The sequence below is a fragment of the Sulfuricystis multivorans genome (genome assembly GCF_003966565.1).
GTDB lineage: Bacteria > Pseudomonadota > Gammaproteobacteria > Burkholderiales > Rhodocyclaceae > Sulfuricystis > Sulfuricystis multivorans.
The window spans coordinates 812,660-827,453 of the sequence record NZ_AP018718.1 but is presented as its reverse complement, the minus strand read 5'-3'; the positions used below and the strand labels follow the sequence as shown (position 1 = coordinate 827,453).

Here is a 14,794-nt window from a genome sequence, read left to right as displayed (position 1 = left end):
GACGTGACGATTTCAACCGCGACGCATCCCGCCCTGCCTGCCGTCATCGCCCTGATCGGCCCGACTGCGAGCGGCAAGACCGAGCTGGCGCTGGAAATCGCCCGCCGCTTTCCGGTCGAGATCGTCAGCCTCGACTCGGCGCAGGTGTTCATCGGCATGGACATCGGCACCGCGAAGCCGGACCGCGAGACGCTGGCACATTTTCCGCATCATCTGATCGACCTGATCACCCCCGAGGAACGCTACTCGGCCGCACAGTTCCGTAGCGATGCGTTGCGCGTGATGACCGGGATCGTCGCGCGCGGCAAGGTGCCCTTGCTGGTCGGCGGCACGATGCTCTATTTCAAGGCCTTGAGCGAAGGGCTCGCCGACTTGCCCCAGGCCGATCTGGGATTGCGCGCCGCGATCGATCAGGAGGCCGCACGTCGAGGCTGGCCGGCGCTCCATGCCGAATTGGCGAAATACGATCCGGCAACCGCCGCACGGCTGGCGCCCACCGACAGCCAGCGCATCCAGCGCGCGCTCGAAGTGCTGCGGATCACCGGCCGGCCTTTGAGCGACTTCTGGCAACGGCAGGAGAGGGATGCCCTGCCCTTCCGGCTGTTGACGATCGCACTCGTCCCACCGCAACGGCATGTCCTCCACGAGCGCATCGCCCGGCGCTTTCGCGCGATGCTCGCCGCGGGTCTCATCGGCGAGGTCGAGGCATTGCGTGCGCGCTACCGGCTTTGCGCCGACTTGCCTTCGATGCGCTGCGTCGGCTACCGCCAGGTCTGGGAAATGCTGGAGGGACGGCTACCCGCCCGGGAACTCGCCGAGCGCGGCATCTTCGCCACGCGACAGTTCGCCAAGCGGCAGCTCACCTGGCTGCGCGCCTTCCGGGATGCGGGTGTAATTGACCATGAATTCGACCTCGAATCGGCCTTCAGCGATGCGCTGACGACTGCCAGAATACTGTCGGCAATCGAAACCCATCTGGAACAAGCGCCCCGTCCCAACCCATGACCGTTCAGTCCATTCCGGCCGAAGAGCTCGAAAGATACAGCACGAACCATCGTCGCGAAATCCTCTTCTATCTGCATCAGCTGATCATGGACGGGGAACGGGTCAGCGTCGTGTTCAACGAGGGCAAGGACATGTTCCTCACCGTGCTGCTCGCGGTGGATGAGGACCACGACCGGCTGATCTTCGACTGGGGCGGCAGCGAAGAAACCAACCAGAAACTACTCAAGAGCGAGCGCAACTTTTTCGTCTGCGCGCCGCATGGAGTGAAAAACCAGTTCATGACTGGCGCGGTTCATGAGACCGTCTTTCAGGGCCGGCGCGCCTTCGTCACCCAGTTGCCGCAGCGCTATACCCGCCTGCAGCGGCGCGAGTTCTTCCGCCTTGTGCTGCCGATCACCCGACGCCCGACTTGCACGCTGCCTGCACCGGAGGGTCAGACGCCGCTGCAACTGCCCGTGATCGACATCAGCGTCGGCGGGCTGGCGATGGAAATGCCCGATCCGCACCCACCCTTCGAAGTCGGCCAGATGCTGCCGGGCGCCTTGATCGAATTCCGCGACGGCCAGCGGCTCGTCGTGAATCTGGAAGTGCGCAACGTCGGACCGCTCGAACGCGGCAACAAGGTGGTGGGGCGTATCGGCTGCCGTTTCGTCGATCTGCCCCGTCAGGACGAACATCTGCTCCAGCACTTCATCACCGAGGAGCAGCGCGAGGAACGCGCCCGGCTCGGCGGCAGCTGATCAGATGATCAGCGTCTGCGCCTGCCCCGGCCGGCGCGCTTCGATACGGCCCAGCCGATAAACGGTCTCGCCGGCGGCAATGAGGAATTCCGCGGCCGGCTCGGCATCCTCGGCGGCGACGATCACCACCATGCCGATGCCGCAGTTGAAGACGCGATGCATCTCGTCGTCGGCGACATTGCCTTCGCGCTGCAGCCACTCAAACAGTGGCGGCAGCGGCCATGCCGTTCTTTCGATGACGGCCGTCACGTTCTCCGGCAGGACGCGCGGCACGTTGCCGGTGATGCCGCCGCCGGTGATATGCGCCATGCCCTTCACCGTGAGCCGCTCCATCAAGGCGAGCAGAGACTTCACATAGATGCGCGTCGGGGCGATGAGCGCATCGGCGAACGGCCGGCCGTGGAAATCGGCCGCCATGTCCGGCTGCGCGCGCTCGACGATGCGGCGGATCAGCGAATAGCCGTTCGAATGCGCCCCGGACGAAGCCAGGCCCAGCACGACGTCGCCAGGCACGATCGAGCGGCCATCGATGATCTTCGCTTTCTCGACGACGCCGACGGCGAAGCCGGCCAGATCGTATTCGCCGGGGGGATACATGTCGGGCATCTCGGCCGTCTCGCCGCCGATCAGCGCACAGCCGGCGAGCTCACAGCCTTTCGCGATGCCTCCGATCACCCATGCCGCGGTGCCGACGTCGAGCCTGCCGCAGGCGAAGTAGTCGAGAAAAAACAAAGGCTCCGCCCCTTGCACGAGGATGTCATTGACGCTCATCGCGACCAGATCCTGCCCCACGGTGTCGTGGCGGTTGAGCTGGAAGGCGAGCTTGAGCTTCGTGCCGACGCCGTCCGTGCCCGAGACCAGCACCGGCTCGCGATACTTCTTCGGCAGATCGCACAGCGCACCGAAGCCGCCGATGCCGCCGAGCACCTCGGGACGCAGTGTGCGCTTGGCAAGCGGCTTGATGCGTTCCACCAGCGCGTCGCCGGCATCGATATCGACACCCGCGTCGCGATAGGTCAAGGGGGAAGAGGAATTCATGGTCGAAGGCCGGCTGAGAACGAAACGGGAGGATTTGCGGCGATAATTCGCATTGCCGCAAAGAAGTTGCGCGCGGATTCTACCGGAAACGTTCCATTGCCCACGCTGCCTTGACCCAACTGCTGCTCGATCTGCGGCCCAATCAGCCGCCTTCCTTCGACAATTTCATCGTCGGCGAAAATGCCGAGCTGCTGGCGCGGCTGCGTCTGCTCGCCGAACCAGGCTGCTTCGATGCGATTTACCTGTGGGGCGCGAAAGGCTGCGGCAAGAGCCATCTGTTGAGCGCGACGGCTGGAGGCGCCCTGCGGCGACGGCCGGTGTTGTTGCTGTCGGGGTGCCGTTCCGCCAGCGCCGATTTCCACGCGCCGCCGGGCGGCCTGTTGATCGTCGACGACGTCGATGCCCTCGATGCAGACGCACAAGTGGCGCTGTTCCGCATCTTCAACACCGCGCGGCTGATCGGTCTCGGGCTGCTGTTGGCTGGCGGCAAGCCGCCGACGAAGCTCGAGCTGCGCGAGGACTTGCGCACCCGCATCGGCCAGACGCTGATCTATGCGGTCAAGACGCTCAACGACGAGGAGAAGGCCGCTGCCCTGCGCCGCCATGCGCTCGAGCGTGGCCTCAAGGTCGATGACGGTCTCGTCCGGTACCTGCTCGCGCATGGCCGGCGCGATCTTCCCTCCCTGATGGCCGTGCTCGACCACCTCGATCGCACCACGCTCGAACGCAAGCAGCAGGCCACCCTGCCGCTACTCAAGCAAGCCATCCAACTCACCCTCGTTCCAGAAGACGATGAATCTCGCCCTATTTGATCTCGACAACACCCTGCTTTCCGGCGACTCCGACTTCGAATGGGCGCAGTTCCTGATTTCGAAGGGCGTGCTCGACCGCGAAGTGCATGAGGCGAAGAATCAGGCCTTCTACGAGGACTACAAGGCTGGCACCCTCGACATCCACGCCTTCCTGAAATTCCAGCTCGCGCCGCTATCACGCCACGATCGCCGTCAGCTCGACGCCTGGCATCGCGAGTTCATGGACACACGCATCCAGCCGCTGATCGGCGATAGCGCGCGACGGCTCGTCAAACGCCATCTGGACGACGGGGATCTGTGCGTGATGGTCACTGCGACCAACAGTTTCGTCACCGGCCCGATCTGCCGCGAATTCGGCATCCCGCACCTCGTCGCCACCGTGCCGGCCTGCGCGGACGGGCACTTCACCGGCGCACCGCGCGGCATCCCCGCCTTCAAGGAAGGCAAAGTCGAGCGCCTGAATCTCTGGCTCGAAGCAATGGGCCTGTGGTGGGGCGCTTTCGAGCGCAGCACCTTTTACAGCGACTCCCACAACGACCTGCCTTTGCTGGAGCGCGTGACCCATCCGGTCGCAGTCGACCCCGACGACACGCTGCGCGCCCATGCCGCCCACCGCGGCTGGCCGATCCTGAGCCTGCGCTGAGCGCTTGTTAATAGGGGCGAGGGAGCCCGCCACCGCGCAACGCCGAAGAATGCTCACCGCTTTACAACGCTTTACAACGCTTTACAACGCTTTACAACGCTTTACAACGCTTTACAACGGCCTGCTAAACTAGTCTGGTCTTTACCCCAGATTGTCCATTAGACCGTCCTGTCATCGGATGAGCGTGAGCAAACCTTGCCATGCTGGACTGCGCGGGCGCGCATCATCTGCGGGCGGGCCCTTCGCGCCCGCGCGTATCGCCAGACACCGTTATTGGCTCGTCGCGCGGTCGCAAATCGCCTCGCCCTCGCCTCGAAATCGCCTCGCGCCCTAATGGACAATCTGGGTTTACGAAAGAATACTCTATGCAAATCGTCAGCCTCTTCGATGCCAAAACCCACCTGTCGCGCCTTGTCGACCAGATCGCCACCGGCGCACAGACCGAGATCATCATTTGCCGCAATGGCAAGCCGGTTGCGCGCATGCTGCCGATCCAGAACGACACGAGCCGACGCATCGGCATCGCGCGGGGTGAATTCGAAGTGCCGGACGACATCGACGCTGCAAATGCAGAAATCGCGGCATTGTTTTCCGAGCGGGCCGGCACGTGAGACTGCTGCTCGATACCCAGATCGTGCTGTGGGCCTTGGTCGGCTCGCCGTGCCTGGGCACGCGCGCCGAAGCACTGATCCGCGATCCGGCCAATGAGATCCATGTCAGCAGCGTCACGATCTGGGAGATTGCGATCAAGCATGCCCTGGGCCGCGGCGACATGCCGATTTCCGGCGCGCGCGCTGCTGAGCTGTGTGCGCAAGCAGGCTATCGCGAGCTGCCGGTCGGCTGGCGTCACACCGAGGCCATCGAGCATTTGCCCGGCTTGCATGGCGATCCTTTCGATCGTCTCTTGATCGCGCAAGCCATCACGGAACCGATGCGTTTGCTCAGCCGCGATCGCGACATCGCGCGCTATGGCGACATGGTAATTCCGGTCTGATCGCCTCATGAACCCATACGCCCGGCAATGATCCGCAAGCTCCTGCGCCGCGTCTTCAGGCGCGGCGAACCCACCCCGCGCCCGGTCGAGATCATCGGCCCCGAGCAGCACGGCATCCGTCCTGAACAAGTGTCGGCGGCTGCGCGCCGCACCGTTGATACCCTGCAGCAGGCCGGCTTCAAGGCCTATGTCGTCGGCGGCGCGGTACGGGATCTGATCGCCGGCATCGATCCTAAGGATTTCGACGTCGCCACTGACGCCACGCCCGAGCAGGTGCGCAATCTCTTCCGCCGCGCGCGCATCATCGGCCGGCGTTTCCAGATCGTGCATGTGATGTTCGGTCAGGAAACCATCGAGGTGTCGACATTCCGCGCCGCCCACGACGAAAACACGCTGAAAGACGAGCACGGCCGCGTGCTGCGCGACAACGTCTGGGGCACGATGGAGGAGGACGCCGCGCGCCGCGATTTCACGATCAATGCGCTCTACTACGATCCGGCCACGCAACAGGTCTTCGATTACCACCACGGCGTGCGCGATCTGCAGCACAAGACCCTGCGCATGATCGGGGACCCGCGTGCCCGCTACCGCGAAGACCCGGTGCGCATGCTGCGCGCGGTACGCCTGTCCGCAAAGCTCGATTTGCGCATGGACCCGACCGTCGAGGCGCCGATCCGCGAGATGGCCGAACTGATCGAGAACGTGCCGGCCGCGCGTCTGTTCGACGAGATGTTGAAGCTCTTGTTTTCCGGCCATGCCGTCGAATGCGTAAAACGCCTGCGCGAAGAAGGTCTGCACCACGGTCTGCTGCCGCTGCTCGATGTGATCCTCGAACAACCGTTGGGCGAAAAATTCGTCATGCTGGCGCTTGCCGACACCGATCGGCGGGTGCGCGAAGGCAAACGCACCTCGCCGGGCTTTCTGTTCGCCACGTTGCTGTGGCACGAGGTGCTCGCCAACTGGGAAGCGCGCAAGAACCAGGGTGAGCTTCCGGTGCCGGCCTTGCACGCGGCGATGGACGAAGTGCTCGACACTCAAGGCGAAAAACTTGCCATCACCCGCCGCATCATCGGCGACATCAAGGAAATCTGGCTCTTGCAGCCGCGCTTCGAAAAGCGCGGCGGCCGTGCGCCGCTGCGCCTCATCGAGCAACCGCGCTTCCGTGCCGCCTGGGATTTTTTGCGTCTGCGAGCGGAAAGCGGCGAGCTGCCCGAAGAAATCGTCGATTGGTGGGCGCGCTTTGCCGAGGCCGACCATGCCACCCGCGAAGCGATGCTGAAACCCGAGACCGCCGGCACCAAGAAGCGCCGCCGCCGGCGCGCCAAAAAGCCCGCCGAATGCCCAGCCAGTGCCGTTTCACCAGCGCCGAGTTTGAACGAGTGAGCATGCCATGACGGCCTTCGCCTATATCGCGCTCGGCGCAAACCTCGGCGATCCGCTGACCACCGTGCGCGCCGCGATCACCGCCTTGCAGGAGATGGCCGATGCCCGCTTCATTGCCGGTTCCTCGCTCTATCGCACCGCGCCGATCGGACTCAAACATCAGCCGGACTTCATCAACGCCGTCGTCAAGCTCGAAACCGGACTCGCTCCCGCCGACCTGCTCACCCGCCTGCTCGCCATCGAGGCCGCCTTCGGCCGTGTGCGCAGCGTCAAAAACGCCCCGCGCACGCTCGATCTCGATCTGTTGTTGTGCGGTGAAGCGGTGCTCGACCTGCCCGAACTGACCCTGCCCCATCCGCGCATGGCCGAACGCGCCTTCGTCTTGGCGCCGCTTGCCGAAATCGCACCCGATCTGGTCATTCCAGGCCGCGGCCCGCTTGCCGCCTTGTTGCCGCAGGTTGCCGACCAGCGCATCGAAAGGCTTTCGTAAGCCAAGGCGGTGTATGCTTGATAGCCTTCAGCAGCAAACGACGCCATGACCTATCTCGCCTCGAACAAACCGGTCACCCTTCCCGGCCTTGCCCGCATGAAGCATGCCGGCGAGAAGATCGCGATGCTGACCTGTTACGACGCCAGCTTTGCCGCGCTCGAAGACCGCTGCGGCGTCGATGCGATCCTCGTCGGCGATTCCCTCGGCAATGTGATCCAGGGCAAGACGTCGACGCTGCCGGTGACGCTGGAGCACATGGTCTATCACACCGAATGCGTCGGCCACATGGTGAACCGCGCGATGGTCATCGCCGACATGCCGTTCGGCGCCTATCACGAATCGAAGGAGCAGGCGATCAGGAATGCCGGTCGATTGCTCGCCGCCGGCGCCGAGATGGTCAAGCTCGAAGGCGGCGAAGTGATGGCCGAGACCGTGCATTTCCTCGTCGAGCGCGGCGTGCCGGTCTGCGCGCACATCGGCCTCACCCCCCAATCGGTGCATGCCTTGGGCGGCTACCATGTGCAAGGGCGTGATGAGGTTTCCGCGCAGCGCATGATCAACGATGCGATCGCCCTCGAACAGGCCGGCGCGGCGCTGATGGTGCTGGAAATGGTGCCCTCGGCGCTGGCGGCAAAGATTACGCGCACGCTCAAGGCATGCGCGACGATCGGCATCGGTGCCGGCCCCGACTGCGACGGACAGGTGCTGGTGCTCTACGACATGCTCGGTCTCTACCCCGGCAAGAAGGGCCGTTTCGTCAAGGACTTCATGCTTGAGGCGCAAAGCATCGAAGGCGCCGTGCGCGCTTACGTCGCCGCCGTCAAGGAAGGCCGCTATCCGGCGCCGGAACACTGCTACTGAGAGAAAAATGCAGATCCACCACACCATCGCCGGCCTGCGCGCCGCGTTGCAAGATGCCGGCCGCATCGTGCTTGTGCCGACCATGGGCAATCTGCACGAAGGCCACATCACGCTGATGAAGCAGGCCCGCGCGCATGGCGACAGAGTGGTCGCCTCGATCTTCGTCAATCGGCTGCAGTTCCGACCCGGCGAGGACTTCGACAAATACCCGCGCACGCTCGAAGCGGATTGCGAGAAACTCATCGCCGCAGGCGTCGACCATCTTTTCGCCCCCGCGGAAGAAGAGCTCTATCCCTCCCCGCAGCGCTATCTCGTCGAACCGCCGACCGAACATGCCGACATCCTCGAAGGCGAGTTCCGCCCCGGCCATTTTCGAGGTGTGGCGACAGTCGTGATGAAGCTGTTCGCCATCGTTCAGCCCCAGGCAGCGCTCTTTGGCAAGAAGGACTACCAGCAGTTCCTGGTGCTCTCGGCGATGGTGCAGGAATTCGCGCTGCCGATCGAGGTGATTCCCGGCGAGACGGTGCGCGCCGCCGATGGCCTGGCGCTCTCATCGCGCAATGGCTATCTTTCGCCGGCCGAGCGCGCCGAGGCACCCCGTCTGTATCGCACCCTCGCCCAGGTCGCCGAGGCGATTCGCGCCGGCAGCCGCGATTTTTCCCGCCTCGAGGCCGAGGCGATGCAACAGCTACGCGAACATGGCTGGCAGCCCGACTACGTTGCCGTGCGCCAGAGAATTGATCTACAATCGCCGCCCACCGATGGCCCGATGCCGCCGCTGGTGGTTTTGGCGGCGGCCCGGCTGGGCACGACGCGGCTGATCGACAATCTCGAAATCTGATCCCCCTCCTTTCCATACTCCATCTCGAGGCATTGCCATGAGCGAGCACATCCATTACGTCACCGACGCCAGTTTCAAGAGCGACGTGCTGGAATCCCCGATTCCAGTGCTGGTCGATTACTGGGCCGAATGGTGCGGCCCGTGCAAGATGATCGCGCCGATTCTCGACGAAGTGGCCAAGGAATACAGCGGCCGTCTCAAGGTCGCCAAGCTGAACATCGACGAGAACCCCAAGACGCCGGGCGAATATGGCATCCGCGGCATTCCGACGCTGATCCTGTTCAAGAACGGCAACGTCGAGGCCACCAAGGTCGGTGCGCTCTCGAAGTCGCAGCTCACCGCCTTCATTGACAGCAATCTCTGATCCCGTTACTGTCCGCCCGGAGTCGCGCGGCGCCTGCGCTCACCGATTCCGGGCAGCCGGTCCTCCTCCGGCGCATCTTTCCACACCCCAGTCGTTTTTTCCGAGCCCAGCGCATCCGCGCTCACGCACAACCATGCACCTTTCCGAACTCAAGACCCACCACGTCAGCCAGCTGATCGAAATGGCCGCCGCTCTCGGCATCGAGGGCGCCAACCGTTTGCGCAAGCAGGAACTGATCTTCGCCATCCTCAAGGAACACGCCAAGAAAGGCGAGGTCATCTACGGCGACGGCTGCCTCGAGGTGATGAGCGACGGTTATGGCTTCCTGCGCTCGGCCGACACCTCCTATCTCGCCAACCCGGACGACGTCTATGTCTCGCCCTCGCAGATCCGCCGCTTCAACCTGCGCACCGGCGATACCATCGAAGGCGAAATCAGGACGCCCAAGGATGGCGAGCGCTACTTCGCGCTGGTCAAGCTCGACAAGGTGAATGGCGAATCGCCGGAAGTCTGCAAACACAAGATCCTGTTCGAGAACTTAACCCCCCTGCACCCGACCGAGCATCTGAAACTCGAGCGCGACATCAAGGCCGAAGAGAACATCACCAGCCGCGTCATCGACATCATCGCGCCGATCGGCAAGGGTCAGCGGGGTCTGTTGGTCGCGCCGCCGAAATCCGGCAAGACCGTGATGCTGCAGCACATCGCCCACGCGATCGCCGCCAACCATCCCGAAGCGGTGCTGATCGTGATGCTGATCGACGAACGCCCCGAAGAAGTCACCGAGATGCAGCGCACCGTGCGCGGCGAAGTCGTCGCCTCGACCTTCGACGAGCCGGCGACCCGCCACGTGCAGGTCGCCGAGATGGTGATCGAGAAAGCCAAGCGGCTGACCGAGCACAAGAAGGACGTCGTCATCCTGCTCGACTCGATCACGCGGCTGGCGCGCGCCTACAACACCGTGCAGCCGGCTTCCGGCAAGGTGCTCACCGGCGGCGTCGACGCCAACGCCTTGCAAAAGCCCAAACGCTTCTTCGGCGCCGCGCGCAACATCGAGGAAGGCGGCAGCCTGACGATCATCGCCACCGCGCTGATCGACACCGGCAGCCGCATGGACGAAGTGATCTACGAGGAATTCAAGGGCACTGGTAATTCCGAGATCCACCTCGATCGTCGCATGGCGGAAAAGCGCGTCTATCCGGCGATCAACGTCAACCGTTCCGGCACGCGCCGCGAGGAACTGCTGCTCAAGCCCGACGTGCTGCAGAAGGTCTGGGTGCTGAGAAAACTCATGTACGGCCTGGACGACCTGGAGGCGACCGAATTCCTGCTCGACAAGGTCAAATCCACCAAGAACAACGCGGAATTCTTCGACGCGATGCGGCGCGGCGGTTGATCTACCGTCCGGTTTCGAGGATAATGCGCGGCTTTTCAGCAAACTCTGCGGCCCCCACCGGACAGCACAAAGGACAGTGAAATGAAAGAAGGCATCCACCCGAAATACACCGAGATCGAGGTGACTTGCAGCTGCGGCAACAGCTTCAAGACGCGCTCGACCGTCGGCAAGCCACTGCACATCGAAGTCTGCTCGGCCTGCCACCCGTTCTACACCGGCAAGCAGAAGATCGTCGACACTGCGGGCCGCGTCGAACGCTTCAAGCAGAAATACAAGCGCGCCGGCGCGGCTTCCTGACGCGCGGCTGCCTGACGCCGCACCCAGGCAAAGGCAGGCTTCCTGCGTTGGCGTCATGACCAGGGCAGTCGTCCCTGCCCGATATTTTCGAGGGCAGCCGCGGCTGCCCTTTGCTTTTCATAGTTTGGGATCATGAATTTCACCGTTCCCACCCAGCCGCTCTCGCCCCGCCTGCCGCTCGCGGTCGTCGTCGTGCTGGCTGCGCTCTATCTGCTGACGGGACTTCAGCATGATCCGTGGAAGCATGAGGATGCGATCCACATCGGCATCATTTGGGGTTTCGTCAAAGAGGGCCATTGGCTCGCCCCAATGATCGCCGGCGAGCCCTGGCCGCATACCGCACCGCTCTATCACTGGGTGGCTGCCCTGCTGGGCAAACTGCTTGGTGGGCTGCTCGGCTTTCATGTCGCCGCACGGCTGGCGACGACGCTGTTCGGCGCATTGTTCCTCGTCGTGCTCTCCCGCGCCGCGCAGAGCTTTCACGGCCGCGACAATGGCCGGATCGCCGTCCTGCTGGCCTTGGGCGCACTGGGTCTGCTCCTGCCGCTGCACGAAGCGCAGCCAGGCATTGCCGGCCTGGCGTTTGCCGCCTTGGCTTGGTGGGGCGCCGGGCTGAGTCTGCAAGGGGATCGGCGTGGCGCCGTCCTGATCGGCCTGGGTTTGGGTCTGACCTTTCCCGCTCATGGCCTTGCGGGGCTGGTAATCGCCCTTGCCGCTCTGCCAGCGCCGATTTTGCGCCGCGACTGGATCGGGCTTGGGCTTGCGCTGCTGATCGCTGTCCCGCTCGCTGCTGCTTGGCCCTGGGCGCTCCTGCACTCCTCACCGGAATTCTGGACGCAGTGGTGGCAAAACGAGCTCGCCGAAGTCACCCGTGGGCGAAATTGGCCCGCTGCGCAACACTTGGAGTACCTGGGCTGGGTGGCATGGCCGGTCTGGCCGCTCGCGCTTTGGAGTCTATGGGTGAGTCGCCGTGAGCCGGTCAAGCTGGCGATCCCTCTCCTCGGTGTATTCTTCGGGCTTCTCTGGTTTCTTTCCGGTCCGCCACGCAGCCTCGCGCTGTTGCCGCTGCTTCTACCCCTGCTGCTCGTCGCGGCGGCAGGCGCCGACCGGCTGCGCCGCGGCGCGGCGAATGCCTTCGATTGGTTCGGCTGGCTGACCTTCACCTTCTTCGCCGTGCTGATCTGGCTCGGTGCCAGCGCCCAAGCACTCGGCTGGCCAGCCAAGATCGCGCGCAACTTCGCCCGTCTCGCGCCAGGCCATACCGTCGAGTATTCGTACGCCACCCTGGGGTTCGCCGCCTTGCTGACGCTCCTCTGGCTGCTGTTCTGGGGATTGCGACGCGCCAGCTGGCGTCCCACGCTGCGCTGGGCAAGCGGTCTGACGCTGATGTGGGCACTGATCATGAGCCTCTGGTCATCTTGGCTCGATCATTACAAATCCTACCGCCCGGTGGTTCAGTCGCTGCAGGCTATGCTACCCGCCAGCATCGACTGCATCGAGCGAATCAGTCTCGGCGACGCCCACCGCGCCGTGCTCGATTACTACACCGGCATCCGCACCGTCGATCCTGCCGCCGGCCGGCGCTGCTCTTTGCGGCTCGTCGTCGACCAGCGCGACCGGGTGATACCCAATGGCTGGCAGGAAGTCTGGCAAGGCCATCGTGCCGGCGATCGCAAGGAGCGCTGGTATCTCGAACAGCGTATCCGCTAGTGATCAGATTTTCAGCAGATTCGCCCGGTAATACTTGAGCTCTTCGATCGACTCGTAGATGTCGGCCAAGGCCTCGTGCTTGCCGCCTTTCTTGACCCCCTTGGCGATCGCCGGAGCCCAGCGCCGACACAACTCCTTGAGCGTCGAGACATCGAGGTTGCGGTAATGAAACCAGGCCTCGAGTTTCGGCATGTACCGTGCCATGAAGCGCCGATCCTGGCAGATCGAATTACCACAGATCGGCGACTTGCCCGCCGGCACATAGCGTTTCAGGAAATCGAGCGCCTGTGCCTCGACATCGGCCTCGGCGAGCACCGAGGCCCGCACCCGCTCGATCAGTCCGGATTTGCCGTGGGTCTTCTTGTTCCACTCGTCCATCGCCTCCAGCACCGCATCGTCCTGATGCACTGCCCAGACGGCGCTTTCGGCGATCACCTCGAGCTGGGAATTGGTGATCACCATCGCCAGCTCGAGAATGCGATCGCGTTCCGGATCGAGCCCGGTCATCTCCATGTCGAGCCAGACGAGAGCGTTTTGGTCTTGTGCCATACTGCGCTTCCGAAGTTTCGAACGGCTTGCATTCTTGCATACCTGACCCATTTTTCGCTCCATGGCCGCGTTGTTCTCCGCCGTTTTCCTTGCCATGCTAGCTTTGACCAGCACGCTGCGCGTCTGGCTGAGTCTGCGCCAGATGCGCCATGTCGCCGCCCATCGGCATGCGCTCCCGCCCGCCTTCGCTGAACGCATCACGCTCGCCGATCATCAGAAAGCCGCCGACTACACCACGGCCAAGCTTCGTCTCGGCCTGGTCGAGCTGGCTGCCGATACCCTGCTGCTGTTGGCATTCACTTTCGGTGGCCTGCTGGCGGCTTTCGACCGTTTCTGGCGCGACTTTTTCCCGGCGGCGGACGACGCCTACGGTCTCGCGCTGTTCGCCAGCGTCGGTCTGACGGGCTTCCTCGTCGGCCTGCCCTTCACGCTCTGGCGCATCTTCGGCATCGAGGCGCGCTTCGGCTTCAACAAGATGACCCCGGTGCTCTTCGTCACCGATCTGCTCAAGCAGCTCGTGCTGACGGTCCTGATCGGCGCGCCGCTCATCGCGCTCGTGCTCTGGCTGATGGAGGCAATGGGGCGCTTTTGGTGGCTTGATGTCTGGCTGACCTGGCTTATCTTCAACCTGCTGGTGCTGCTCGTCTATCCGACCTTCATCGCGCCGCTGTTCAACAAGTTCACGCCGCTCGCCGAAGGTGAGGTGAAGCAGCGTGTCGCCGCGCTGCTCGAACGTTGCGGCTTTACCAGCGCAGGGCTGTTCGTGATGGATGGGTCGAAACGCTCCGCACATGGCAATGCCTACTTCACCGGCTTCGGCAAATCGAAGCGCATCGTCTTCTTCGACACGCTGCTCGACAAACTCACGCCGACCGAAACCGAAGCCGTACTCGCCCACGAGCTCGGTCATTACAAACGCCGCCACATCGCCAAGCGCATCGCCGTGATGGCCGTTCTGTCGCTCGCCCTGCTCTGGCTGCTCGGCCAGCTCATCGATGAGCCGTGGTTCTATGAGGGCCTGCATGTCGGAACCGGCGGGACGGCGCCGGTAGTCGGCGCTGGCGACACGGCACGCAAGAGTGCGCTGGCGCTGATCCTCTTTACGCTGGTGTTGCCGGTTTTCTCCTTTCCGCTCACGCCATTGTTCTCATGGCTGTCGCGTCGGCATGAATTCGAGGCGGATGCCTTCGCCGCGCAGCAGTCTGATGCCCGGGCGCTGATCAGTGCGCTCGTCAAGCTCTACCGCGACAACGCGGCGACCTTGACGCCGGATCCGCTCCATTCGCTGTTTCACGACTCGCATCCGCCGGCGAGCCAGCGCATCGCCCATCTCGAATCGTTAGTCCGCAAGGAGTCCGCACCATGCTGAACGACCAGGAGATCGCATCCCGCCTTGCCGCGCTCGAAGGCTGGACGCGTCAAGGCAATGCCATCGTCAAGACCTACCGTTTCGCCAATTACCATGAAACGCTGGCCTTCGTGAATGCTCTCGCCTGGATCGCCCACCGCAGCGACCATCACCCCGACCTCGAAGTCGGATACGGCCATTGCCGCGTGAGTTTCAGCACCCACAGCGCCGGCGGCATGACCGACAGGGATTTCGCCAATGCAGCGCGCATCGACGCGCTGTTCTTCGCGCCGTGAGCGGCAGGAAAGTCGCTGCCACAAAGG

At 63.7% G+C, this 14,794-nt stretch carries 18 protein-coding genes; 16 read left to right on the top strand and 2 right to left on the bottom strand.

Annotation, left to right across the window (positions count from 1 at the left end; genetic code table 11):
- Positions 1–9: 9 nt before the first annotated feature.
- Positions 10–1,005: a tRNA (adenosine(37)-N6)-dimethylallyltransferase MiaA gene (gene miaA / locus EL335_RS04125; RefSeq protein WP_284155487.1), complete on the top strand. Its 996-nt coding sequence runs from the start codon at positions 10–12 to the stop codon at positions 1,003–1,005.
- The gene (locus tag EL335_RS04120; RefSeq protein WP_126444378.1) at positions 1,002–1,745 is read left to right on the top strand and encodes a flagellar brake protein; all 744 of its coding nucleotides are present in this window, start codon (positions 1,002–1,004) and stop codon (positions 1,743–1,745) included. Before miaA ends, EL335_RS04120 begins: the two co-directional genes overlap by 4 nt.
- Here the strand turns inward: EL335_RS04120 and purM are convergent, their stop codons facing one another.
- The gene (purM, locus tag EL335_RS04115; protein ID WP_126444377.1) at positions 1,746–2,783 is read right to left on the bottom strand and encodes a phosphoribosylformylglycinamidine cyclo-ligase; all 1,038 of its coding nucleotides are present in this window, start codon (positions 2,781–2,783) and stop codon (positions 1,746–1,748) included.
- Between the two features lie 110 nt (positions 2,784–2,893).
- Here purM and hda point away from each other — a divergent pair, with 110 nt between their 5' ends.
- The 12 genes from hda to EL335_RS04055 all read left to right on the top strand — a co-directional run bounded on the left by hda (position 2,894) and on the right by EL335_RS04055 (position 12,574).
- A complete protein-coding gene (gene hda, locus EL335_RS04110; RefSeq protein WP_126444376.1) occupies positions 2,894–3,595 on the top strand; it encodes a DnaA regulatory inactivator Hda in 702 nt (233 codons plus the stop codon).
- On the top strand, positions 3,576–4,238 hold the full coding sequence (locus tag EL335_RS04105; RefSeq protein WP_126444375.1) for a histidinol-phosphatase: 663 nt from the start codon (positions 3,576–3,578) through the stop codon (positions 4,236–4,238). Before hda ends, EL335_RS04105 begins: the two co-directional genes overlap by 20 nt.
- A gap of 365 nt (positions 4,239–4,603) precedes the next feature.
- Complete coding sequence (locus EL335_RS04100; RefSeq protein WP_126444374.1) at positions 4,604–4,849, top strand: type II toxin-antitoxin system Phd/YefM family antitoxin; 246 nt, start codon at positions 4,604–4,606, stop codon at positions 4,847–4,849.
- Positions 4,846–5,232: a type II toxin-antitoxin system VapC family toxin gene (locus EL335_RS04095; RefSeq protein WP_126444373.1), complete on the top strand. Its 387-nt coding sequence runs from the start codon at positions 4,846–4,848 to the stop codon at positions 5,230–5,232. Before EL335_RS04100 ends, EL335_RS04095 begins: the two co-directional genes overlap by 4 nt.
- A 27-nt stretch (positions 5,233–5,259) precedes the next feature.
- Positions 5,260–6,615, top strand: a complete 1,356-nt coding sequence (gene pcnB / locus EL335_RS04090) for a polynucleotide adenylyltransferase PcnB (RefSeq protein ID WP_126444372.1) — start codon at positions 5,260–5,262, stop codon at positions 6,613–6,615.
- Between the two features lie 7 nt (positions 6,616–6,622).
- Positions 6,623–7,105, top strand: a complete 483-nt coding sequence (gene folK, locus EL335_RS04085) for a 2-amino-4-hydroxy-6-hydroxymethyldihydropteridine diphosphokinase (RefSeq protein WP_126444371.1) — start codon at positions 6,623–6,625, stop codon at positions 7,103–7,105.
- A gap of 45 nt (positions 7,106–7,150) precedes the next feature.
- On the top strand, positions 7,151–7,966 hold the full coding sequence (gene panB, locus EL335_RS04080; RefSeq protein WP_126444370.1) for a 3-methyl-2-oxobutanoate hydroxymethyltransferase: 816 nt from the start codon (positions 7,151–7,153) through the stop codon (positions 7,964–7,966).
- 7 nt (positions 7,967–7,973) lie between these two features.
- Positions 7,974–8,807, top strand: coding sequence for a pantoate--beta-alanine ligase (panC, locus tag EL335_RS04075; RefSeq protein WP_126444369.1), 834 nt, complete (start codon positions 7,974–7,976; stop codon positions 8,805–8,807).
- 37 nt (positions 8,808–8,844) lie between these two features.
- On the top strand, positions 8,845–9,171 hold the full coding sequence (gene trxA, locus EL335_RS04070) for a thioredoxin TrxA (RefSeq protein ID WP_126444368.1): 327 nt from the start codon (positions 8,845–8,847) through the stop codon (positions 9,169–9,171).
- A gap of 133 nt (positions 9,172–9,304) precedes the next feature.
- Positions 9,305–10,567 (top strand): transcription termination factor Rho, encoded by a 1,263-nt coding sequence (gene rho, locus EL335_RS04065; RefSeq protein WP_126444367.1) that lies wholly within the window; start codon positions 9,305–9,307, stop codon positions 10,565–10,567.
- A gap of 81 nt (positions 10,568–10,648) precedes the next feature.
- Entirely contained in the window at positions 10,649–10,864 is a 216-nt protein-coding gene (gene rpmE / locus EL335_RS04060) for a 50S ribosomal protein L31 (protein ID WP_126444366.1), read from the top strand.
- A gap of 132 nt (positions 10,865–10,996) precedes the next feature.
- On the top strand, positions 10,997–12,574 hold the full coding sequence (locus EL335_RS04055; protein ID WP_126444365.1) for an ArnT family glycosyltransferase: 1,578 nt from the start codon (positions 10,997–10,999) through the stop codon (positions 12,572–12,574).
- Between the two features lie 3 nt (positions 12,575–12,577).
- On the opposite strand, the gene orn is transcribed toward EL335_RS04055, so the two are convergent.
- A complete protein-coding gene (gene orn, locus EL335_RS04050) occupies positions 12,578–13,123 on the bottom strand; it encodes an oligoribonuclease (RefSeq protein WP_126444364.1) in 546 nt (181 codons plus the stop codon).
- A 61-nt stretch (positions 13,124–13,184) separates the two neighbouring features.
- Between orn and EL335_RS04045 the strand changes: the two genes are divergently transcribed.
- Together EL335_RS04045 and EL335_RS04040 are read left to right on the top strand one after the other, a co-directional pair.
- The gene (locus EL335_RS04045; protein ID WP_126444363.1) at positions 13,185–14,492 is read left to right on the top strand and encodes a M48 family metallopeptidase; all 1,308 of its coding nucleotides are present in this window, start codon (positions 13,185–13,187) and stop codon (positions 14,490–14,492) included.
- Complete coding sequence (locus tag EL335_RS04040; protein WP_126444362.1) at positions 14,486–14,767, top strand: 4a-hydroxytetrahydrobiopterin dehydratase; 282 nt, start codon at positions 14,486–14,488, stop codon at positions 14,765–14,767. Before EL335_RS04045 ends, EL335_RS04040 begins: the two co-directional genes overlap by 7 nt.
- Positions 14,768–14,794: the final 27 nt, after the last annotated feature.